This window comes from Halomonas sp. IOP_14 (assembly GCF_021021315.1).
In the GTDB taxonomy this organism is placed as follows: Bacteria; Pseudomonadota; Gammaproteobacteria; order Pseudomonadales; family Halomonadaceae; genus Vreelandella; species Vreelandella titanicae.
This window is the reverse complement of the sequence record NZ_JAINWD010000041.1, coordinates 26,345-47,507: the sequence shown is the minus strand read 5'-3', so window position 1 is coordinate 47,507 and position 21,163 is coordinate 26,345. Positions and strand designations below refer to the sequence as shown.

The following is a 21,163-nucleotide window of genomic DNA, read 5'->3' as shown; positions in this document are numbered from 1 at the left end:
TGAAATTAAGGAGTCAATTATGAGTCGCAATGTCGGTGGTATCGATAAAATCTTACGCATCCTGATTGGGATTGCACTGATCGTACTGGCCCTAACAGGCACTATCGGGGTGTGGGGCTGGATCGGCGTATTGCCGCTAGCCACCGGGCTATTTAACTTCTGCCCAGCTTATAGATTAATAGGCTTCAATACCTGCAAAACCAAATAGTGCCTATTAAGCAAACAAGACCATAGAAATAGCGCTTGCCATGTTTATTAGAGCAAGCGCTTTTTTATATATGTGCGCTAAAAATTACCCTTGTCGCCATTCAATTGTTTAATGCTAAATGAAACTCCGCATACAGAACAAACACTTAGCCATTTAACATTAAGGGAGCATTAAGAGATACACCCTAACCAATTGATACGTATCAATTTTTTCCTTTAACAAAAGGCGTAACCTAAGCGTATTCCGACCATTCGCCCATGCGAATGCCGTTTAATTCGCCAAGGAGGCACTATGGACGCAATACGCCGTTCGCTCTTGGGTCAAATGGTACGTTTAAGCGCCGGCGCTGCGCTGATACCGTTTTCAAGCCTTGCCCAAGCTGGCATCAATCAGCAGCCTGCCCGCCATGAAGGCGACCCCACTAAACGCTACGGCATGCTTGTCGATTTACGCCAGTGCATTGGCTGCCAGGCCTGTACGGTGTCGTGTCATATCGAAAACGCTGCACCGCTGGGCCAATTCCGCACCACGGTTTCCCAGTATGAAGTACAGCACCAGGAAAGCGGCGAGCTAGCCACCTTTATGCTGCCACGGCTGTGTAACCACTGTGAAAACCCGCCCTGCGTCCCGGTCTGCCCCGTAGAAGCCACTTACCAGCAGCGGGATGGCATTGTGGTGGTCGATAGTGACCGCTGTGTGGGATGTGCCTATTGCGTTAACGCCTGCCCCTACGATGCTCGCTTTATTAACCAACGCACTCAAACCGCCGACAAGTGCACCTTCTGTGCCCATCGTCTAGAAGCCGGTCTATTGCCCGCTTGCGTTGAGAGCTGCGTAGGTGGTGCCCGCGTGATTGGAGATATGCGCGATCCTCAAAGCCAAATCAGCCGCATGATTCACGAACATCGCGATGCATTGATGGTGCTACAACCCGAAAAACACACCCTTCCTCAGGTGTTCTACCTAGGCATGGATGAGCGCTTCACCACGCGTCCTACGGCAGAACCCGTCGCGCTCGAAGTACTCGATCCCCACGGTCAGGAGATGGGCTATGAATTCCACCATTGAGCTACTGGCACCGCGCTATGACATCGCCTGGTACCCGTGGGCGGTGCAGTACTTTTTTATGATTGCGGTTTCCTACGCCAGCCTGTGGCTAGCCGCCCCAGCACTGGTACTCGGCAAAAAAGCCTGGCTGCCTACCGCGCGTCTGGCGCTAATCGCTTGCGTTAGCACTACGCTGGTCGCGCCCGTTGCGCTACTCGCGGATTTGCACCAGCCGCTGCGGTTCTGGCACTTCTACGCTTACGCCAATAGCCACTCGTGGATGTCGATTGGCAGCGTTGTTCTGCCGCTTTATTTGGTTAGTGTGCTTGGCCTTGCTTGGCTGGCATGGCGACCCGCGCTGCAGGCGCAGCGCAGCACACCAGGACTCAGCGGCATGATAGCTACTTGGCTTTCACTGGGCAGTGGCATTACGCCACGAGCACTGGTCGCCGTGGTAGGTCTGGCTGCGCTGGGGCTTTCCAGCGGCATTATGCTTTACACCGGTGCGGAGCTGGCAATTGTAAAAGCTCGCCCGCTTTGGAACACCGTATGGCTACCGCCTATGCTAGCGACCACCGGGTTTATCGCTGCCTCCGGGCTGGTATTAGTGCTGAACCGGGTTAGTAGGCTTTGCTCGCAAACCGCTATACGACAGATGCTGTATGTGCTGCTAGTGACCTGTGCGCTAGCAGGCTTGATTGCGATTAGCTGGTTTTTGGATGGCGTGAATGCACACGTAGGCTCAGTTGCCGCCGCATTGGAATCCGTGAGCCATAGCGACTCGTGGCGCAATACCGCCCTATGGGGAGGGATTACTGGCTTAGCGCTATTTGCCGCCGTGTTGTTTTTACTGACTCGCCCTACCCTGCGCCAGAAGCACGCGCGCGTTGTCCTAACCTCTAGCCAGCCAGCACTGTTTGCCTGGGCATGGTTGCTAGGCCTCGTAGCCATACACATGGGCTGGATGTTCCGCTGGGTGGTGCTGATGGATGTTCAGCATGTGGCCCGCAACAGCGCAGGCTTTCATCACTACGGCATTCCCGCGGGCTCTTCCGGTATTTTAGGCATTGTTGGCACCTTCGGCCTCTGGCTCGCCGCTATTCTACTGATTGAACTGTTTATTCCCTGGCGGCAGGCCCAACAGGGCGGCCTTATAGCAACGCCCACTCACGCTACCCAAGATGCTTCTACTCATTCTCTCACCGCGAAAAAAGGAGCGTCTAGTCATGCCTAAGTCTACTCAAGATCCGTCACGCCGCCGTTTTCTAAAAGGCGCTGCCGCCGCTGGTGGTGCAGCCACCTTTGCCGTGGGCTATGCCGACCCATTGGCAAAAATGGCTAAGGGCATTACTGGTAGCGCGGGTGAAAAACCCAGACACAATATTCATGGCAACTCGCTGACCCCAGAATACCGAGTCGATTTAGACACTGGCGAACTCACTTTGACCCCCGACCAGCGGGTCGCCTTCACTATTTGCTACGGTTGTACGACCCGATGCGGCGTGAGAGTAAGGGTCGATGACACCCTTGGCGAAGTACTGCGGGTATCAGGCAATCCCTACCACCCGCTGTCCGCCGACGACCATTTACCCATGCGTACACCGGTGGCGGATGCACTGCGCAGTGTTAGCGCCTATGGCGGACAGGGCCAGATAAACCGCTCCACCGCCTGCGCCCGTGGCAATGCCATGATGAGCCAAATTACCAACCCTTTCCGTGTCGACCACTGTTTAAAACGAGTAGGCAAACGTGGCAGCCGTCAATGGCAGAAAATCTCCTTTGAGAAACTCATTGAAGAAATCTGCGAAGGTGGCGACCTGTTTAGCGAAGGCCACGTTGATGGACTGCGCGATATTCGCGATCACGACACACTGATCGACCCTGACAATCCTGAATATGGCCCCAAGGCCAACCAATTAATGGTGATGGAAGCCACTGACTACGGGCGCTCAGATCTACTCAAGCGCTTTACCCTCAATGCCTTTGCTACCCGCAATTATGGTCACCATGGCGCTTACTGCGGGTTGGCTTTCCGCATGGGATCTGGCGCGGTGATGAACAATATCGTCACCAACGCCCACGTTAAGCCAGATATCCAAAACGCACGTTTCATCATGTATATCGGCTGTGCGCCCAGCCAAGCGGGCAACCCGTTTAAGCGCCAAGGCCGCTTGATTGCCCAAGCCCGTGCAGCCGGTACATTGGATTACGTGGTGGTCGACCCAGCGCTCAATGCTGCCACCTCCCACGCAGCTGACAACAACCGCTGGGTGCCTATTCGTCCTGGGACAGACAGCGCTTTTGCCATGGCAATCATTCAGTGGCTACTTGACAACCAGGGGTATGCTAGCGACTTCCTAGCCCTGCCCGGCAAAGCCGCCGCCGATGCAGCGGGCGAAACCACCCACTCCAACGCCACTCATTTGGTAATTGACACTTATGAACACCCGCGCAGAGGTTATTTTCTTCGCGCCAGCGACCTGGGCCTAGCGGAAGCGGGTAGCGATGCTGACTCGCCGGTGGTAGTGGCCAATGGCGAACTCGCGCTAAGCGAAGAGGTGATGACCGCCGAGCTCTTAGCCGAACGTCCGGTTGAGCTTGCCGATGGCACCACCGTGACCGTCAAAAGCAGTCTGACGTTGCTAAGCGAATCTGCCCACGAGTACGACCTAGATACCTACGCAGAACATTGTGGCATTCCAAAGGCGACGATTATTGAATTGGCCAGCCGCTATGCCAGCCATGGCAGAAAAGCCGCTGTTAACTGTCACGGCGGCATGATGTCGGGTAACGGTTTCTACGCCGCGTTTAGCGTGCAAATGCTGAACCTACTGGCGGGCAACTACAACATGAAGGGTGGCAGCGCCGTGGGCGGCGGCACTTACAGCGGTACCGGCGAGGGCCCACGCTACGATTTAGCCAACTTTCCTGGTAAGCGCGCGCCGCAGGGGGTATTTCTATCCCGCTCGCGCTTCCCCTACGAAAAGTCTTCCGAGTATCAGCGCAAAGTCGCCGCAGGCGAAAACCCTTACCCGGCTAGAGCGCCGTGGCGCTCGTTGGCGCCGCCGACGCTCACAGAGCACCTACCCTCGGCACTAGATGGCTATCCTTACCCCATCAAAGCGGTGATTGGCTGTATGGCTAACCCGATTTATGGTCAGGCTGGCCTAAAAGGCGTCATTGTCGATAAGCTGAAAGACCCCAAACGGCTGGGACTCTTTGTTGCCGTGGATGGCTTTATCAATGAAACCAACCGCTACGCCGACTACATCGTCCCTGATTCTGTGATGTATGAGGTGTGGGGCTTTACGGGCGCGTGGAAAGGCACCCTGGGCAAGCTGACCACCGCCTGCTGGCCCGTGGTGGAGCCGCGCCAGCAAAAAACCGCTGAGGGCGAACCGGTGTCTATGGACAGCTTTTTTATCGCTGTGGCCAAACGGCTTGGCCTGCCCGGCTTTGGCGACAACGCAATTCCCGATGCCCAGGGCAATCTGCACCCGCTCAATCGCGCAGAGGATTATTATCTGCGGGCCGCGGCCAATATCGCTTTTCAAGAAGAACCCTTGCCAGAAGCCGACGATGCTGATGTTGCCCATGGAGGCATTGCCCCACTGGTGCCTAAAATCGCACGAACGCTAAAAACTGATGAACGCGCTCGAGTAGCCTATCTCTATGCCCGGGGTGGACGCTTTGAAGATGCCAGCGAGCACTTCATAGGTGAAAAATTGAAATACCAGTGGAAGCAAACGCTATGTGTTTACAACGAATCAGTCGGCACCAGCATTGATACCACTAATGGCCTGCCCAATAGCGGCGTCCCCTGCCATAAGCTACCTCAGATGGCGAACAAGCAACCCATGCGCGAGGTGTTTTCGGAGCAAGAGTGGCCGCTGTTGGCGTTCTCGTTCAAATCCAACCTGATGAACTCTTACGCTATCGGCAGTGAGCGGCTGCGTATGATCAAGCCTTACAACCCGATACAGATGCACCGCCAAGACGCAGAGCGCTTTGGTATCCAGCACGGCGATACCATTCGCATAGAAAGCCCTGGCGGAAGCGTGGTCGGGTTGGCGCTAGTCAGTGAAAGCGTAATACCTGGTGCCTTGGGCATTGAGCACGGCTATGGCCACCGGGATTTAGGCGCAACGCCACATATTATCGACGGTGAATCTCAACCGGATATGCCTTGGATGCGCGCGGGTATCAATATCAACGATCTAGGCTTTAAAGACCCCACGAGGAACGTGGATGGCACTTGGCTTGAGCCCATCAGCGGGGCCAGCGTGCGCCAGGGTTTGCCGGTAAGGGTTAGTCGAGTTTAGCTGATAATCGTTTTTCAGAGCTGATGGATCATTCTGTGGGAATTGCTGCAGAGCTTCCTACCGAATGAGTGATGAAGCTCATTGATACATTTTCAAAATCTACTTCTGACTGTTTATAAAGGGCATTTCTGTTAAGTAAGACAAAATGTTTATGGCTTTCTTACGCAAAAATCACATAATTGAATAAGGATATTCCCAAAAGAAATATATCAGCACGCGCTGAAGGAGTCTTCCATGCAAAAATCACCGTTATTGACACGAAGAGAGTTATTGAAAGTTGGCTCTGGGCTGAGTGTGGGTAGCTTACTACCGTTCAGCGGGTTATCTGCTAGCACTCTGCGAACACAAGCACATATCGTGATTGTTGGTGGCGGTGCAGCAGGCATGGCAATGGTGAACCGACTCGCCAGACGCCTACAGGGAGGAACTATCACACTCGTGGAACCTCGCGAAACTCACCACTACCAACCGGGCTGGACAATGGTAGCTTCTGGGATATGGGCTGCAGAAAAAACAATGCGCCTTAATGCACAGTTTCTTCCACGAGGAGTCAAATGGTTGCGTGACTACGCAGACAGCATTGATGCTGACAGCAAGCGTATAACTCTCGTCGGTGGCGAAACGCTGGAATACGATTTCTTAATTGTGGCCTCCGGCATTCAGCTCAATTACCACTTGATCGATGGTATGACACCAGCGTTGGTTGGGCAGCACGGGATTGGCAGTGTGTATGCAGGTATCGAGGGAGCATCACGCACTAACCAGGCAATTCAAACGTGGCTCCAGAGCGGTCATGGAAGAGGGATATTTACCGCGGCCCCAACACCCGTAAAGTGCGCCGGGGCACCGCTAAAAATGACATTCACAACACTAAGTCGTTTAGAAGACACCGGGCGACGTGACGCTTTTGATGTGGACTATATGGCTCCCGGCGCTAGTCTTTTCTCTCAACCCTGGGTCGATGAGTTCGTTAAACAGCGCTTTGATAGCCAAGGCGTTAACCGACGTCACCACTATCGACTCTCCGCCATTGACCCTCAAGCCAAACAGGCTGAATTTGCTTTTGTAGGGCCTGAAAGCGAGTTCACATCCCACCACCAACTTCGAGAAGCTGAATTCAGACGCGATGACCAGCCAACAGTCATCGCAGACTACGACTTTCTTCATGTCGTGCCTCCCATGAGTGCCCATGATTTTGTCAAACAGAGTGCTCTCATCGCACAAGACGGCCCGTTTAGGGGCGAGTGGTTAGATGTTGATATCCACACGCTGCAGCACAACCGTTACCCCGAGGTATTTGGGATTGGCGATGTGATTGGTGCCCCAATTAATAAAACAGCCGCCAGCGTTAAAGCGCAAGCACCGGTAGTCGAAGAGAACCTACTTGCCGTGATGCAAGGGAATGCGCTTCCTGCAAGCCATAGCGGTTATACCTCGTGCCCCATGATTACCGGCATAGGCAAGGCCATGCTGGTAGAGTTTGGTTACGCCGATAACTTCGCATTTATGCCTTCATTCCCTTTCATTGATCCCACTGAAGAGTCCTGGGCCGTATGGGTAATGAAAGACCGCATGCTTCAACCCGCTTACTATGCTGTGCTTGAAGGCAAAGCATAAGGAGAGCTGACATGTCCATTGACGGTATGCTGACCATATTGATGTACGCCTTAGCACCCTTTAAGTGGCTGCTCATAATGGGATTAATCGTTATTATCGCCCTGCACCTGCTCACTTATCTACGCGGCTATAAGATCACTCACCACCGTAGCCGTCTCACCAACCTATTAGCCCTATTAATCGGGCTAACAGCAATACTCTGGGTTCCTTGGCTCACTCACTCGACGCTTGGCTATGTAGCAACAGTATTTGACTGGATAGCGCTGATAGGTGCTGCCGCTGCCACGAGTGTTATTGCATTTATCATACTGCATCCCTTGAGCTATTTGATTAGCTTTCAGGACAAGGAGTGACCTTACCAATGACAGCACGTGAAAGATTAGCGTTTGCTAACCCCAGTCAAACGGCTCATATAGAGTGATGCACCGTACCTTCGCGCCTCATGATGCGACAATACGCCATCACTCTTCCTTCTACTAATGCCGTGTTACACATAGTGCCATGGGCACGACTTAACACCAAGCCTGGCACAGCACAGCGATGAATTGATTGCCTTTTTACAGAGATCTCTCGACTCGCAAAGAACAATATACCTCCCTTTTTAAGCTTTCAGTTCATCACCGTCTTGACGATATAGTATCTATCTCTACCGTATTACTGCAGTTATTATTCTATGGACTCAGGAATCAAGAAATACTGCTAGCGAATTCAAATCCCGAACCCGTTTAATGCTTTCCATGCATGGGGGGTTGTCAGTCGCTCCTCAAGAACAACCAATTGCTGGCCCAGCTTCACAAGCTCGGTACCCGCCCAAATGATCAGTGCCACCAGCAGCACTTGGATTCCTGTCTGCATATGCCGCTCGAATACGGATGGTTTCACGTCGCGCTCCTGGGGCATTACGCCGCCCTCCGTAACTTGGCGCGCTCGTACCAGGTCTGGTCGTTAGCACACAGCTCACCTTGGGCGCGCTTAAACTCCAGCAGCAGGCGCTCTAATGAATGCTCATGTTGGCCGTAGCCTGCATCTGGCAGCGATGCCCAGATATTTCGGCACCGATGAATAGCCTCGGCAATCTCGCCCGCTTGAATGAGGAGCAAGGCGCACTGTTCTCGGATTTGCTGAATGGCACCCCGGTCTTGGCTGATTGGCCCGAAATCAGGCAAGCCAAGCTGGTCACGGTAATAAGGCCAAAAGCGGTTTAGCTACTGATACCGGCCTGCGGCTGTTGAGTGCAGGCCTTTACGCACCTTCACGCTTTGGCGCGGGTGTGGTCGGCGTAATCATCGAGCAGGATCAACTTGCTAGGGATAGAGCCCACAATGACGCGGTAACCGTCATCGGTGCGTGGGTCTTGCAACATCGGCTTGCCGATCTCGGCAAACGCCAACACGTCGAGAAACGCGCAGACGTTACTGCCGCCAGCGGCTTGGGGAGTAATACGGGGCATAGACACCTGCTGTCTCACGACAGTAGAAAATAAAAGGCCCCACCAGAGTCTGGCAGGGCCTATTGGAAAATACTGCTGTTAGCTAAATTCAGTGCCGTGGCATCGAGGGCAAGGAGGCATCGTATCAGAGTGGTCATCTAGAGTGACTTTCTCATTACAATTCTTGCAAGTGTATGTACCTTTGCCAGGTTTTTCACCAGTAGTAGGCATAGATAGTGCTCCTCATCTTTTGGCTGTGAACCCCTGGGTGGGGTATTTTAATCCTAGATCACCAAATTAGATGTAGCCAACTTATAAAGCAAAACGCCCTGTCAAAGCCGAGGCGAAAATGGGATAGTGGGAATATACTAGCTATTCATGCATAGAGATCAAAACTATAAGTAAAGTTTTACCTCTACAGCCGCATCATAATCATCATCTAAGACATGAGTAACCCTCACTACTTCAAACTCTATTTCCTTAACACGTATATTCTCTTTAAACATAGGTACTCGTGACATTTCAAATGTAGTGTCTGCGCTTGAAAATGCTTCTTCGAAGCTATTTTTCGTCATCTCTGTGTCAATATTATGGTAGAACCGAATTTTTGGCATATATATCCTCTCCCTGAGTAAGCAAGTATTAAGTAGAAGTATTAGAAATAACGACATTTTTGTATTGTGTATTGAGGGTTACCCAGTGAGAAATAAAATCGCCTAACAACGCCCCGACGAGCGTACCAACAACGGTACCGGTTATGGTCTACCAATTGTGGGTATTGGCGACATCGCTTGGAATATGTGGGTTTAAAAAAACCTGGCAGCAACGGCGGCGCTCGCAGGGCCTTATAGCAAAACGCCCCAGCTCAAAGCCAGGGCGTAGATGTAGATGATGTTTTTGCTTTAAACCAAAATGATGCAGGTTGCAAATCATACCAATTGCTTGCCGATGACGATTGCAAACGAGCTAGGCGATCTCTCCATTTGATACATAGGTAGACCAATTTGTTGACATATCTCTATAAGCTCTTTCTTAGTGCTTTCATTTGCGTTACAACCTAACAGTAGCCTCTTCGGTTTGAACGCTTTAAGATGTCTGCTCTCCTCGTTGCAGAGCAAGCAATAGCGCCATTCATCCTCATACTCCCATCGCTTTGACTTTACGATAGCACTTCCAATCACTGCTTTGCTTGCATTTTTACCGTCTGGAAAAGAGTCTTTCATAAACCCCGTCACGAACAGCGGCTTCTCCCGATATACTACAGGAAGAAGGAGGCCACCTTTTTGAGGGTGAATGTCTGGTTGCCCATATTCTAAGCAATATCCTTGGTGAGAGTATGTATAATGAGCCCACATAAGTTCATTGTCACATGTGGTTGTGAAGGAACATATCATTGACCTCTCTCTAACATGCTTCTCTAACTCGCTATCTAAATCTTTAGGCAATACTTTAATTATTTCATCGACCTTGCTCACAAGCCCTTTAACTTTAGAAGTAAGCTTTCCACCTTTTTTCCGAGCACCTTGCAATAACTGGTTGTCGAAGCGACCTGCGTTTAAATCAATCTCTTTAACTCCTATTATTTTTCTTGATATCTTTAGCTCGTCTTTATCAAGTCTCGAAACAAGTAAGCTATTCAATACATAATTGATTACATCATCAGCATCGTAAAAAAGCCTAGCATCAAATGGGTCGTTGTATTCATTAGGATATGACATCCATTCATAGCCATTACGCAAAGCATCTTTATTATTATCACTGAAAGCTCTATATCTGTAGAACTCCTCTGGCATAGATTCATTCGACATCTTTACATAAACAAATGGATCTAAATCTCCTTCACTACGTACCTCATCTAAAAAACTCTCTCTAAAGCTCATACACTCACCAATATTTGTTCTAAAAGATTATGCAGCCATTCTAATAAGAACAGCAACTCGCTGAAGAACTCTCTGCTCCCATCGATCAATTATCAGCAACGCTTGACCCCATAAACACCCCCAAGTCGTTCTGCCTTTCCTTGTCCAAAATCGCACGTCAATCTCAGCACCTAAGTATTCATTAAACCACTTACGTACGGCATTAGGCGAGTGCAAACCCGGCCTCGAATACGGCCAAGTCACCTCGCTATGATGATACAGCGCCGCCATGCACAGGTATCTAAGCGCCTCAAGCTGCTGAACAGTCGGCTTACCTTTATCCTGCCCTGGTAGCTTCACACCCTCATGAATCATTTGCTGGTACAGCGCTATCTCGACAATTTCTCTATACCCCGCTAACTCGCCCTTGGTAAACGGCCCAAAGCAGTAGCGGGTCAGCGCTGCTAAGTGAACCGGCTGATTCTCAACGGCACTGATCACGCATCCGCTTCCAGTCCATTCACAATTCGTCACGTAGTTATTGCGCTGAGTCGTCTGCACCTGCGCACCCATCCGCGCTATCTACTGCGCGTACGCCATCACACTGCCACGCTGCTCGTGATACGCGTCAAAAATCATCTGTCGAGCTGAGATATATCGCATCACTTCCCCCTACCGTTGCGTTTTCGTTGCGTTGTTGCGCATCTGTTGCGTTTTGTTGCTCTTAGCGTTGCGTTTTCTTTCATCAACGACTTGATCCCATACGCTTTTCACCTTATTCAGCTCACCCCATACGGCATCGTTTTACGCAGCAGCAATGCAGGCAAACAAGCTGTTATCCCCTGGGATGATGAGCTGAGGCGTTTAGTGCAGGAGATAAAGGCCGACAATCTCGGCCGGAGTAAGCAAGGCCCTATGCTGTTCTGTAAGCGGGACGGCATGCCTTACAACAAGGATAAGTTTCACAGTCGCTGGCAGTACGGGATGCGTAAGGCAATGCATGAGGGCCACATCGAACGGTTTACCGAGCATGATATACGCGCCAAGCACGCAACTGATGCAGATGACCAAGGCTATGACGCCATGACTAATTTGCAGCACAGCGACCGGCGAACGACGGAGGTCTATCTACGTGCTAAGCGAGTGTTGACGGTAAGCACGCTAGGGGCGGGAGAGTTCCTGAAGAATTAGACATTAGTCTATTATGCACTGGTCTGGCTGGAGCAGTATAACGGTAGGTGTTCCCCTCGTTATATTTTCGCCCTTTTCCGATGCCCAGACATAAAAAAAGGAACCAGCTAAGTAGCTGATTCCCTTGAATAAGTGGCGGAGGGACAGGGATTCGAACCCTGGATAGGCTATTAACCTATGCCGGTTTTCAAGACCGGTGCATTCAACCGCTCTGCCATCCCTCCGGCTTATGGGTGCGTATACTAACAGCTTTTCCTTGGAAGTCAACGCCTTTTAGTACAAACGTAACCCGACGCGGGTAATCTTTCCGCCTTCCATATCGCTGACCACCCAATGAATGCCGTGCCAATCGACGTCGTCCCCGATAACCGGGTGGCCGCCCACGCGCAGGGCGATAAATTCCGCCAGTGTCATGTCCTGCTCACCGGGGCTGAGCGTTAGGCCATAGGCTTGGGCGATATCCTGCATTTGCGCGCTGCCATCCAGGGTAAAGGTACCGAAGAAGGCGCGCTCCTGCTTGAGCTTGGCATCGCCATTGAATAGTCGGTTAAGCGCGTACAAGTCCTCTGAGCGGCCGATCACACAAATCACATCGCCCAGCTTCAAGCGCGTGCTGCCCTTGGGGTGCAGCATGGCGTGGTCGCGGAACAGCGCGGAAATCAAAGCACCTGATGGAAAACGCAGCAGCCGGATGGGCACATCCTCTAAATCCTGGTTTTCGACCCCGTACACAAACAGCTCAAAGTCGTTTTCCGGCAGGATGCCCAGCGGGCCGCGCCGGTTAGGCACGGTGCCTACCGGCACTTCAACCTTCAACCACTTGGCCATCAGCGTCAGTGAGCCGCCCTGAATCAGTAGCGACATCAATACCACGGCGAAGGCCACATTAAAGTAGAGCGAGGCGTTTTCTACCCCACCGATAACCGGGAAAATAGCCAGCACGATAGGCACCGCCCCTCTCAAGCCCACCCAGGCAATGAAGAAGGTTTCCCGCCAACGGAATTTAAAGAACGGTTTGATGGTGATCAGCACCGCCAACGGGCGGGCAATAAAGATGAGCGCCAGTGCCACCAAACCCGCGGGCAGTGCCACGTCCCATAACTCACTGGGTGTAACCAGCAGGCCAAGTACCAGGAACAGGCCGATTTGGCTTAGCCACGCCAAGCCGTCGTGCACCGGCAGAATAAAGTTAAGGTGGCGCCCAGGCTGGTTACCAATCATCAAACCAGCAAGGTAGATGGCCAAAAATCCGCTACCGCCCAGCACACTGGTTAAACCGAATACGCTGAACCCCAGCGCCAGCGCCAGCATGGCATAAAGGCCTGGGGCTAAATCGAGCCAGCGAAGCAGCTTGGCACTCAGCCAACCGCCCCCTAGGCCGACAACCAAACCAATACCAAACTGGGAAAGGAAAAACAGCAGGGTTTCAACGGGGCCGCCAATATCACCAACAAGCAGCTCAACCAGCATCAGGGTCAGGAAAATTGCCATCGGGTCGTTGGTACCCGACTCGATCTCCAGCGTCGCCCCTACCCGTTCGTTGAGATTAACGCCGCGACCGCTAAGCATGGAGAAAACCGCAGCGGCATCGGTTGAACCTACGATGGCGCCAACCAGCAGGCCCTGTACTATCGTTAGGTCAAAAATCCACATCGCGATAACGCCAACAATGGCGCTGGTGATAAAGACGCCAAAGGTCGCGAGGGAAAGCGCGGGTTTAAAACCCACTCGGAAGGTTTTGAGGCGAGTACGTAAGCCACCGTCTAACAAAATCATGGCCAGCGCGAGGTGGCCGATGGCAAAGGCCATGGAGTAATCGTCAAACACTACGCCCAGTACGCCCTCTTCACCTGCTAGCATGCCTAGCCCAAGGAAGATCAGCAGCAGCGGCACACCCATCATCGACGATAAGCGGCTGGCCAAAATGCTGAGGGCCATAAGAGAACCGCCTACCAAAAAGAACGTATAAATTGTGTCCATGACTCTCCGTCTCTACATCAATACAGCGCTATTATTGCATGTAACCGTTGAATTTACTGTCTCTTCTCAGCGCCCCCTTATGCTCAAGGGGCTGGTCAGAAGCTTTCCCAGGCGGCTACACTTCGCCGTTACAACCCCTGGAGTTACTGACTATGTTGCGTTGCCTCTTACGCTGTTGGCACCCTATCCTGTTGAGTCTTATCGTCACCTTATTGTTTTCTAATTCAGTTATTTACGCAAATGAAGAGCGCGAAGAAAGCCCTTCAGAAACGGCGCCGCTGACGCTAGATACAGATGTTGAGGTGCCGGAAGCATTTTGGCGAAACATTGACAGCGAAAGCGTCGAGGAAGTGCCCACCACGGCGCAAACCCCGGCACCGCCGCTCGAACCACCTCCGGTTAAACACATCACGCTAATGCTGGATTGGTACTTGAGCCCGCAGCACGCAGCCTTGGTGATTGCTAAAGAGCGAGGGCTGTACGCTGCCCAAGGACTTGAAGTGGAGATTCAGTCACCGGCCGACCCCTCCATCGCTATCAAGCTGCTAACCGCAGGTGAAGTCGATTTGGCGCTGACCCGCCAGCCGCTGCTTCATATGCAGGCTCATAACGGCGCGCCAATCGTCCGCATCGCGACACTGATCGAAACCTCGCTGACGGCGGTCATTGTGACGGGCGAGGAGCAGACGGAAACCGAAAATACCTTGGCAGGGTTACACTACGGTTATACCACCGGAGAAGGCCGCGACCTGAGTATTCCGCGTTTACTCCCCCGCTCGGTACAGCAAACTGATGATTTCACCCCGCCCATCAACCTGCACTTCGACCCCATTCGAGCAATGCGGGAGGGTCAGATTGACGCGGTCGCCGATGGCTTTTACCACTACCTTCCCCAGCAGTTGGCGACTGAAGGTATTAACACCCACGTCATTCGCTTCGATGAGTTAGATATCCCCCGTAATGACGGCCTGGTGGTATTGGCCAATAGCGATACGCTTGCGCGCCGCGCTGATACCTGGTCTCGCTTTGTGCTTGCCGTTGAGCAAGCGAGCCACTGGATTATCGACAACCCTGACGCCGCCTGGGAGCTGCTGATTAGCGCGCACCCTGTGCTCGATAATGACATTAACGCCAACGCCTGGGAGGACATCCTGCGCCGCATGGCGCTGAGTCCTGCGGCGTTGGATAGCCGCCGTTACGCTGACTTTGAAACCTTTCTACACAAAATGGGCCTTACTGACGAGACGCTGCCCGTATCGCGTTTAGCGGTAGATCCACACACTTTATAACCAAGTATTAATAGCTCTCCATCCACTACCATGGCGGCCCATGAGCGAAGTAGCTTTAATTTTTGTAAAAGGTAAGGGGCGTTGTTTTGCCAATCAGGTGGGCAAGTGCCGTGGAGCGTGCAATGGTCAGGAGTCGATAGCAGCGCATACCCAGCGGGTACAGGAAGCGCTCATCCAGCTCCAGGTCAATGTTTGGCCGTGGCCGGGCAGCATTGCTATTGAGGAGCAGTCAGCGGGCGCTACAGCGCCCGCAAGCTTTGATGTGGATAGCCACCAAATTTTGAACCGTTTCCTGCATTACCCAGAGCAGCACGGCTTAACGGTCACGCCACTGTGATAAAACAGCGCTTCTTAAGTATTTGAACACGCATCTACTGCGCGTCTAGAAACGCCGTCACTGCCTGCTGGAAGGCTTCCGGCTGGTCGGCGTGTAGCCAGTGGCCGGCATTTTTGAGCGTTACCACACGAGCGCGGGGTAACACTTCACGCAGCGCGGGGATCATATCGTCAGCCACATAGTGAGAATCGCCGCCGCGTAGCACCAACGCCGGGCCTTCAAAAGGCTGCTCGCCACCGGGCACGCCGATAATGTCGCTATAACCACGCTTGATCTGATCTAAGCCCACCCGTATCGCCATCACGTTATCGTCATTGCGCACCAGATTAGTGGCCAAGAACAGCCGTGTGGGTCGCGACTCAACATGCTCGCCCAGCAGATCATCGGCTTCACGACGACTTTTGGGTTGACCTTCCCGCACATTATCGAGCGCGGCAAACACATCATCGTGGCCATGCTCATAAGCCACCGGGGCAATATCCGCCACAATCAACGACGCCACCCGCTCAGGCGCCAAGCGCGCCAAACTGATCGCCACTTTGCCACCCATGGAGTGGCCCAGCACATGAGCGCGCTCGATCGAGAGCTTGTCCAATAGCGCTATCACGTCATCCGCCATGGTGGCGTAACGCATTCCCTCTGCATGGGGTGAGCGGCCATGGTTACGCAGATCCAGCGCAATCACCCGGCGGCTGCCCTGCCACACTTTTAAGTGCGAACGCCAATTATCGGCACTCCCCAGCAAACCATGAATCACCACCAGCGGAGGTGTATCTGCGGCGGCTTCGTCGGCGGGCATATCGATAAAGTGGAGATCAACGGTGGCAACGTCAGTCATGCTAGCTCCTCAGCCTTGCGGACTCTGTGTGTTTACGCGATTACGCCGTACGGGGCTCGGCATCCACCTGGCCTGTCCAAACCACCAAGCGGCGCGTTAGCCAGGCAAGCAGCAAGCCATACAGCGGAAGGAAAAACAGCAGGCTGATAGCGAGCTTAATGGCATAGTCGACGGCGGCGATTTCTATCCAATTGGCGGCCATAAAGGGGTCTGGGCTGTTATAGAACGCCGCCGAGAAGAATGCAAAGGTGTCAGCCAGGTTACCCAACACCGTTGAGCAAACGGGTGCTACCCACCATGCCCACTGGCGCAAACGGTCAAACACTTGTACATCCAGCAACTGGCCAATCACATAGGCCAGGAAGCTGGCGAGGGCGATACGGGCGACAAACAGGTTCCACTCCGAAAGTGCCTCAATCCCGGCAAAGCTGCCGCGGGGAAATACCACGGATACCACATAGGAGACCAGCAGTGCGGGAAGCATAACGCGCAGAATAATCGATCGCGCCGGCCCTTTGCCAAACAGACGTACCGTTAGGTCGGTGGCTAGAAAAATAAACGGGAAGCTAAACGCGCCCCAGGTGGTATGAAAGCCAAACAGCGTAAACGGCAGCTGAACGAGATAGTTACTGGCGGCAATAATGCCGATATGGAAAGCCACCATCACCATTAGGCAACGGCGGTGTTGAGTCTCACTCAATGCAAACATGCTGGTAGACCTTTTTTTAATAGATAAGAGGGGTTAGGGAACCCTCGGGGTAGTAAGCGCATCGCCAAATCAACGTTGATAAAACTGGCGCTGTTCTGGGGAGCGCATTATACGGCTTATACATGATATTAAAAGCCAAGGGATGGAAGCCGCCACCCCTTGGCAATCTGCATGCCCTCGCACTTGGCTAATAAAAAGTAGCCGCATCAATCCAGCGGTGTGGCTCTATCAGCGGCACCTACCGAGCGTTCACGCATGACGGCGTGAACATCGGTCAGGCTGGTGGGGTCATCAATGGTGGAGGGAATACCAAACTCTTTGCCATCGGCAATCGTGCGCAGTAGCTTGCGCAGAATTTTACCCGAACGGGTTTTGGGTAAGCGGTCGACCACTAACACCTGCTTGAAGCAGGCAATTGGGCCAATATGCTCGCGAACCCGCGCAATGAGCTCGGCCTCCAGTGTCGCTTCATCGCCATTAAAACCATCTTTAGGAATCACCAGGCCAATCGGCAATTGCCCTTTAAGATCGTCATGAATCCCAATCACCGCGCACTCGGCCACCGCGGGATGGGCGCCAACCACCTCTTCCATTTCACCGGTCGAGAGTCTGTGCCCTGCCACGTTAATGACGTCATCGGTACGGCCCATAATGAACAGATAACCCTGCTCATCAAAATAACCGCCATCGCCGGTCAAATAATAACCGGGGAACGCCGCCATATAAGCGCTATGAAAACGCTTCTCGTCGCGCCAAACGCCGGTCAAACAACCTGGCGGCATGGGCTGTTTGATCACTACACTGCCCTGCTCCATGGGTTTGGCCTGTTCACCATCACGGTTGAGCACCTGCACATTGAAGCCAGGAACGGGGAACGTTGCGGATCCCGCTTTGGTGGGCACGGCCTCTATGCCGGGCAAGTTGGCGGCGATGGGCCAGCCGGTTTCAGTTTGCCACCAGTGATCAATCACCGGCACGTCCAAAAGGTCATCCAGCCAGTGAAACGTGGGTGGATCGAGGCGTTCTCCGGCCACATAGAGGTGCCTTAGGCTGCTGATATCGTAGTTCAGTAACAGTTTAGCATCAGGATCCTCTTTCTTAATCGCACGGAAAGCCGTGGGCGCAGTGAAGAAACTCTTCACCCGGTACTCCTCGATCAAGCGCCAGAAGCTGCCCGCATCGGGGGTTTTTACCGGCTTCCCTTCGTATACCACCGTGGTGCAACCAAGTAGCAAGGGGGCGTAAACAATGTAGGAATGCCCAACGACCCAGCCCACATCCGAGGCGGTAAAGAACACTTCACCGGGCTCCATGGCGTAGATCGCCTGCATCGAATAGGCCAGCGCTACCGCGTAGCCACCCGTATCGCGCATAACACCTTTGGGTTTTCCGGTGGTGCCTGAGGTATAGAGGATATACAGCGGGTCGGATCCCTTCACCGGCACACATTCAGCAAACGGCGCCGTCGCAACCAACTCTTCCCAGTCGTAATCGCCCTCCTCCAGTTCAGCCCGGTGCGCTTCACGCTGATAAACGACACAGGCATCCGGCTTATGGGCGCTTAATTCAACGGCTTGGTCTACCATTGGCTTATAGGGCAACACCTTGCCCAGCTCGATACCGCAGGAAGCGGCAACCACCACTTTAGGCTCGGCGTCTTCAATCCGCGCCGCCAGCTCATGGGGGGCGAAGCCACCAAATACCACCGAGTGAATAGCGCCAAGCCGCGCGCAGGCGTACATGGCCACCAGCGCTTCGGGGATCATCGGCATATAAATCACCACGCGATCCCCCTTAGTGATGCCTAGTTGCGTTAGCGCCCCCGCGAAATACGCCACTTTATCGCGCATTTCGCGGTAGCTAAGGGTGAGCTTGGCTTGTGCGGCAGGCGAATCCCAGAAAATCGCCGCCTGATCACCGCGCCCATTTTCGACATGATAATCCAGCGCAGCGTAGCTAAGATTCATTTCACCGTCGCTGAACCAACGAGCATGCTCTTTCCCAGGGCTCTGCTCATCGTAGCTGAGAATGGTTTTGGGCGGCGTATACCAGGGAATACGTTTGGCCTGCTCGGCCCAGAACGATTCAGGGTGTTCGATGGAGCGTTGGAAGGTGTGTTGGTAGCGGTTCATGGTACCCCTATCTTTTTTGTAGTAACGATCAAGGAGAATTGTTGACACTTTATAAAGGAAACCGATATTTCGCCCTCATACTATGGGCTAAATAGCGACCAAAGCGGTAGACAGGTACCAACATTGTCGACAAGATGTCGAATGACTACCATTGATTAACCGTTAAACAGAAGTTTGGACAAAACTCGCTAAATTACTGATCATTAAACAACATGGTCCTCGCGACGCGACGATGCCTCGACAACGTACAGCAATGCCTTTAAAACGACGCCTTTAAAACAATGCTTATAAAACGCTGATGTAACAGTGTAGGCAAGGAGATCATTATGTCTGCTTCTACAAGCGCCGCTACACGCCTGCTTGAACATAACTGTCGCGCTATTGAGGCGGGAACCAACCTGCTAAAAGCGTTGGCCAATGAAAAACGGCTGCAAATCCTCTGCCTTCTTGCCGAGAAAGAGCTGTCAGTGACGCAAATTAATCAACAGCTTGCGTTAAGTCAGTCGGCACTTTCGCAACATCTGGCTATTTTGCGGCGTGATGAGCTCGTCGATACCCGACGGGAGTCACAAACCATCTATTATTCGTTAAGCAGCGAAAGCGCCAAGGCCGTGATTGACACCTTGGCACACCATTACGCTGCATAACGCTTCAGGGTTTAATCTCAGCGCCGCTGCCACCCAGCGGCGTCGATTAGACCAAGCGCTTTCAGCGCTGCTTTTTCAACACCTTCTGAAATGGCCAACCCCAGTTTACGACTGACGGTTTTAGGGGCTTCTAGCTTCACTGTGAATACTTGCGCCTCGGTCATACGTTCTACCAGATAGGCTTCGCTAGTCCCTACGCTGTCGACAAGCTGTAAAGATAGCGCCTCGCTACCGTACCAAATCTCGCCTGTGGCGAGGGTGTCAATATCCATGCTGGGACGCCGTTCTGCCACATAGCCTTTAAACAAGCGGTGCGTATTCTCTAAATCCTCCAAGAACTTCGCTTTACCCTCTTCGGTATTTTCACCCAGCACGGTTAAGGTACGTTTGTATTTACCGGCGGTAAGCAGTTCGACGTCAACATCATGGCGCTTAAGCAGGCGATGAATATTGGGAACTTGTGCCACCACGCCGATGGAACCAATCACTGCGAAAGGCGCGGCCTTGATGTGCTGTGCAGTACAGGCCATCAGGTAACCACCGCTTGCCGCCACCTTGTCGATACAGACGGTTGTGTTTAACCCCGCCGTACGCAGCCGGTCTAACTGCGCCGCTGCCAACCCATAGGCATGCACCAGGCCACCCGCGGACTCAAGACGCACCACTACCTCGTCTTCCTTAGCGGCGACACCGATGATGGCCGATACCTCTTGAGCAAAATGCTCGGTTTGCGAGGCTTTCAGATCGCCATGGAAGTCGAGCACCCAAACCCTTGGCGCTGAGGCGTCGTCTTGCTCCGTTTTGTGCTCCTTGTGACGCTTTTTATCTTCACTGCGAAATAGTTTCAGCAGTTTTTTGCGCGCACCAGGGAGCGTGGCAGCCAGCCGCAAACGCCGGACACGGCGGCGTCGTTGATCGTTAAGTGGCTCGATCGTGAGTTTCAGCTCGCTCTCTTTGTCCTGCTTGGTTCGTGCAATCAGCAGCAGGCCAAAGCCTATCAGCGCCATCACGATGGTGGTTTGCACAACAAAGGTGCCTATCTCTGCTACCCATTCACTCATTGACGTTCTCCATTAGAGGATTAATTCCTTTATAGCTCGTACGTTGTATATGCGTATGCTGATAGTGACTAGCGCGCTTGATTGGAACGCCCGTATGAAATAACCTCGCTTGCCTTTACGATTGTTTCTTTTGGCTCTGGTCGCTAGCCTTAGCCTGATCTACTTAACCGAGAGATATGTTATGTCAAACAACACCCTTGAGAAGTTAAAAGCGCGTTTTAATCCGGAAGCGGCAAAGGGCATGGATGAAGTTTTCCAGTTTCACTTTACCGATGCGGGCAGCTACTACTTAAATATCCAAGATGGCACGCTGGACGTACAAGAGGGTGAGCACGACGATCCTTCTGTCAGCTTAAGCCTAACCACTGACACGCTAAAAGGCATTATGAGCGGTGAGATCAATGGTATGACGGCCTTTATGACCGGTAAGCTAAAAGCGACTGGTAATGTCATGCTGGCCACTAAGCTGACTAGCTTATTCCCTAGCGAGTAATCGT

General features: G+C 52.7%; 23 protein-coding genes and 1 tRNA gene. 11 read left to right on the top strand and 13 right to left on the bottom strand.

Annotated features, from left to right (window positions below):
• Positions 1 to 19 precede the first annotated feature (19 nt).
• From K7H09_RS20120 to K7H09_RS20095, 6 genes are all read left to right on the top strand, one after another.
• A complete protein-coding gene (locus tag K7H09_RS20120; RefSeq protein WP_039859856.1) occupies positions 20 to 208 on the top strand; it encodes a YgaP family membrane protein in 189 nt (62 codons plus the stop codon).
• A gap of 291 nt (positions 209 to 499) precedes the next feature.
• Entirely contained in the window at positions 500 to 1,276 is a 777-nt protein-coding gene (gene dsrO, locus K7H09_RS20115) for a sulfate reduction electron transfer complex DsrMKJOP subunit DsrO (protein ID WP_039859855.1), read from the top strand.
• Complete coding sequence (gene nrfD, locus K7H09_RS20110) at positions 1,260 to 2,489, top strand: NrfD/PsrC family molybdoenzyme membrane anchor subunit (protein ID WP_039859853.1); 1,230 nt, start codon at positions 1,260 to 1,262, stop codon at positions 2,487 to 2,489. Before dsrO ends, nrfD begins: the two co-directional genes overlap by 17 nt.
• Entirely contained in the window at positions 2,482 to 5,577 is a 3,096-nt protein-coding gene (locus K7H09_RS20105; protein WP_230805715.1) for a molybdopterin dinucleotide binding domain-containing protein, read from the top strand. Before nrfD ends, K7H09_RS20105 begins: the two co-directional genes overlap by 8 nt.
• A 234-nt stretch (positions 5,578 to 5,811) precedes the next feature.
• Positions 5,812 to 7,194 (top strand): NAD(P)/FAD-dependent oxidoreductase, encoded by a 1,383-nt coding sequence (locus tag K7H09_RS20100; protein ID WP_269064058.1) that lies wholly within the window; start codon positions 5,812 to 5,814, stop codon positions 7,192 to 7,194.
• Positions 7,195 to 7,205: 11 nt separating this feature from the next.
• The gene (locus K7H09_RS20095) at positions 7,206 to 7,547 is read left to right on the top strand and encodes a DUF5368 family protein (RefSeq protein ID WP_027959492.1); all 342 of its coding nucleotides are present in this window, start codon (positions 7,206 to 7,208) and stop codon (positions 7,545 to 7,547) included.
• A gap of 355 nt (positions 7,548 to 7,902) precedes the next feature.
• Here the strand turns inward: K7H09_RS20095 and K7H09_RS20090 are convergent, their stop codons facing one another.
• The 7 genes from K7H09_RS20090 to K7H09_RS20065 form a co-directional block, all read right to left on the bottom strand.
• Positions 7,903 to 8,076 (bottom strand): hypothetical protein, encoded by a 174-nt coding sequence (locus K7H09_RS20090; protein ID WP_230805713.1) that lies wholly within the window; start codon positions 8,074 to 8,076, stop codon positions 7,903 to 7,905.
• Positions 8,077 to 8,093: 17 nt separating this feature from the next.
• Positions 8,094 to 8,360, bottom strand: a complete 267-nt coding sequence (locus tag K7H09_RS20085) for a hypothetical protein (protein WP_230805711.1) — start codon at positions 8,358 to 8,360, stop codon at positions 8,094 to 8,096.
• Between the two features lie 86 nt (positions 8,361 to 8,446).
• Entirely contained in the window at positions 8,447 to 8,644 is a 198-nt protein-coding gene (locus K7H09_RS20080) for a hypothetical protein (protein WP_230805708.1), read from the bottom strand.
• Between the two features lie 78 nt (positions 8,645 to 8,722).
• A complete protein-coding gene (locus K7H09_RS24640; protein WP_083868822.1) occupies positions 8,723 to 8,854 on the bottom strand; it encodes a zinc ribbon-containing protein in 132 nt (43 codons plus the stop codon).
• Between the two features lie 164 nt (positions 8,855 to 9,018).
• The gene (locus K7H09_RS20075; protein ID WP_039859845.1) at positions 9,019 to 9,237 is read right to left on the bottom strand and encodes a hypothetical protein; all 219 of its coding nucleotides are present in this window, start codon (positions 9,235 to 9,237) and stop codon (positions 9,019 to 9,021) included.
• A 315-nt stretch (positions 9,238 to 9,552) separates the two neighbouring features.
• Entirely contained in the window at positions 9,553 to 10,503 is a 951-nt protein-coding gene (locus K7H09_RS20070) for a DUF2971 domain-containing protein (RefSeq protein ID WP_230805706.1), read from the bottom strand.
• Positions 10,504 to 10,530: 27 nt separating this feature from the next.
• Entirely contained in the window at positions 10,531 to 10,983 is a 453-nt protein-coding gene (locus tag K7H09_RS20065) for a hypothetical protein (RefSeq protein ID WP_230805704.1), read from the bottom strand.
• Positions 10,984 to 11,190: 207 nt separating this feature from the next.
• Here K7H09_RS20065 and K7H09_RS20060 point away from each other — a divergent pair, with 207 nt between their 5' ends.
• Positions 11,191 to 11,673, top strand: a complete 483-nt coding sequence (locus K7H09_RS20060) for a tyrosine-type recombinase/integrase (protein ID WP_230805702.1) — start codon at positions 11,191 to 11,193, stop codon at positions 11,671 to 11,673.
• A gap of 133 nt (positions 11,674 to 11,806) precedes the next feature.
• On the opposite strand, the gene K7H09_RS20055 is transcribed toward K7H09_RS20060, so the two are convergent.
• Together K7H09_RS20055 and K7H09_RS20050 are read right to left on the bottom strand one after the other, a co-directional pair.
• A tRNA-Ser gene (locus K7H09_RS20055) sits at positions 11,807 to 11,897 on the bottom strand.
• A gap of 49 nt (positions 11,898 to 11,946) precedes the next feature.
• Positions 11,947 to 13,653 (bottom strand): potassium/proton antiporter, encoded by a 1,707-nt coding sequence (locus K7H09_RS20050; protein ID WP_027959543.1) that lies wholly within the window; start codon positions 13,651 to 13,653, stop codon positions 11,947 to 11,949.
• Between the two features lie 152 nt (positions 13,654 to 13,805).
• Here K7H09_RS20050 and K7H09_RS20045 point away from each other — a divergent pair, with 152 nt between their 5' ends.
• Both K7H09_RS20045 and K7H09_RS20040 read left to right on the top strand, forming a co-directional pair.
• Positions 13,806 to 14,942, top strand: a complete 1,137-nt coding sequence (locus tag K7H09_RS20045) for an ABC transporter substrate-binding protein (RefSeq protein ID WP_230805700.1) — start codon at positions 13,806 to 13,808, stop codon at positions 14,940 to 14,942.
• A gap of 40 nt (positions 14,943 to 14,982) precedes the next feature.
• Positions 14,983 to 15,279, top strand: a complete 297-nt coding sequence (locus K7H09_RS20040; RefSeq protein WP_230805698.1) for a hypothetical protein — start codon at positions 14,983 to 14,985, stop codon at positions 15,277 to 15,279.
• A 34-nt stretch (positions 15,280 to 15,313) separates the two neighbouring features.
• Here the strand turns inward: K7H09_RS20040 and K7H09_RS20035 are convergent, their stop codons facing one another.
• From K7H09_RS20035 to K7H09_RS20025, 3 genes are all read right to left on the bottom strand, one after another.
• Positions 15,314 to 16,117: an alpha/beta fold hydrolase gene (locus tag K7H09_RS20035; RefSeq protein WP_230805697.1), complete on the bottom strand. Its 804-nt coding sequence runs from the start codon at positions 16,115 to 16,117 to the stop codon at positions 15,314 to 15,316.
• A 40-nt stretch (positions 16,118 to 16,157) separates the two neighbouring features.
• On the bottom strand, positions 16,158 to 16,826 hold the full coding sequence (locus tag K7H09_RS20030; RefSeq protein WP_009287831.1) for a 7-cyano-7-deazaguanine/7-aminomethyl-7-deazaguanine transporter: 669 nt from the start codon (positions 16,824 to 16,826) through the stop codon (positions 16,158 to 16,160).
• A gap of 206 nt (positions 16,827 to 17,032) precedes the next feature.
• On the bottom strand, positions 17,033 to 19,006 hold the full coding sequence (locus K7H09_RS20025; protein ID WP_330165625.1) for a propionyl-CoA synthetase: 1,974 nt from the start codon (positions 19,004 to 19,006) through the stop codon (positions 17,033 to 17,035).
• A gap of 278 nt (positions 19,007 to 19,284) precedes the next feature.
• Here K7H09_RS20025 and K7H09_RS20020 point away from each other — a divergent pair, with 278 nt between their 5' ends.
• Positions 19,285 to 19,605 (top strand): ArsR/SmtB family transcription factor, encoded by a 321-nt coding sequence (locus tag K7H09_RS20020; protein ID WP_022523354.1) that lies wholly within the window; start codon positions 19,285 to 19,287, stop codon positions 19,603 to 19,605.
• A gap of 17 nt (positions 19,606 to 19,622) precedes the next feature.
• On the opposite strand, the gene sohB is transcribed toward K7H09_RS20020, so the two are convergent.
• On the bottom strand, positions 19,623 to 20,666 hold the full coding sequence (gene sohB / locus K7H09_RS20015; RefSeq protein WP_230805693.1) for a protease SohB: 1,044 nt from the start codon (positions 20,664 to 20,666) through the stop codon (positions 19,623 to 19,625).
• Between the two features lie 181 nt (positions 20,667 to 20,847).
• Here sohB and K7H09_RS20010 point away from each other — a divergent pair, with 181 nt between their 5' ends.
• On the top strand, positions 20,848 to 21,159 hold the full coding sequence (locus tag K7H09_RS20010) for an SCP2 sterol-binding domain-containing protein (RefSeq protein ID WP_022523352.1): 312 nt from the start codon (positions 20,848 to 20,850) through the stop codon (positions 21,157 to 21,159).
• Positions 21,160 to 21,163 lie beyond the last annotated feature (4 nt).

Coding starts and splice junctions, on each gene's coding strand:
- K7H09_RS20080 (WP_230805708.1), bottom strand. CDS start 8,644: ATGCCCCGTATTACTCCCCAAGCCGCTGGCGGCAGTAACGTCTGCGCG.
- K7H09_RS20040 (WP_230805698.1), top strand. CDS start 14,983: ATGAGCGAAGTAGCTTTAATTTTTGTAAAAGGTAAGGGGCGTTGTTTT.
- dsrO (WP_039859855.1), top strand. CDS start 500: ATGGACGCAATACGCCGTTCGCTCTTGGGTCAAATGGTACGTTTAAGC.
- K7H09_RS20120 (WP_039859856.1), top strand. CDS start 20: ATGAGTCGCAATGTCGGTGGTATCGATAAAATCTTACGCATCCTGATT.
- K7H09_RS24640 (WP_083868822.1), bottom strand. CDS start 8,854: ATGCCTACTACTGGTGAAAAACCTGGCAAAGGTACATACACTTGCAAG.
- K7H09_RS20075 (WP_039859845.1), bottom strand. CDS start 9,237: ATGCCAAAAATTCGGTTCTACCATAATATTGACACAGAGATGACGAAA.
- K7H09_RS20050 (WP_027959543.1), bottom strand. CDS start 13,653: ATGGACACAATTTATACGTTCTTTTTGGTAGGCGGTTCTCTTATGGCC.
- K7H09_RS20010 (WP_022523352.1), top strand. CDS start 20,848: ATGTCAAACAACACCCTTGAGAAGTTAAAAGCGCGTTTTAATCCGGAA.
- K7H09_RS20035 (WP_230805697.1), bottom strand. CDS start 16,117: ATGACTGACGTTGCCACCGTTGATCTCCACTTTATCGATATGCCCGCC.
- K7H09_RS20100 (WP_269064058.1), top strand. CDS start 5,812: ATGCAAAAATCACCGTTATTGACACGAAGAGAGTTATTGAAAGTTGGC.
- K7H09_RS20045 (WP_230805700.1), top strand. CDS start 13,806: ATGTTGCGTTGCCTCTTACGCTGTTGGCACCCTATCCTGTTGAGTCTT.
- nrfD (WP_039859853.1), top strand. CDS start 1,260: ATGAATTCCACCATTGAGCTACTGGCACCGCGCTATGACATCGCCTGG.
- K7H09_RS20020 (WP_022523354.1), top strand. CDS start 19,285: ATGTCTGCTTCTACAAGCGCCGCTACACGCCTGCTTGAACATAACTGT.
- K7H09_RS20030 (WP_009287831.1), bottom strand. CDS start 16,826: ATGTTTGCATTGAGTGAGACTCAACACCGCCGTTGCCTAATGGTGATG.
- K7H09_RS20070 (WP_230805706.1), bottom strand. CDS start 10,503: ATGAGCTTTAGAGAGAGTTTTTTAGATGAGGTACGTAGTGAAGGAGAT.
- K7H09_RS20105 (WP_230805715.1), top strand. CDS start 2,482: ATGCCTAAGTCTACTCAAGATCCGTCACGCCGCCGTTTTCTAAAAGGC.
- K7H09_RS20095 (WP_027959492.1), top strand. CDS start 7,206: ATGTCCATTGACGGTATGCTGACCATATTGATGTACGCCTTAGCACCC.
- sohB (WP_230805693.1), bottom strand. CDS start 20,666: ATGAGTGAATGGGTAGCAGAGATAGGCACCTTTGTTGTGCAAACCACC.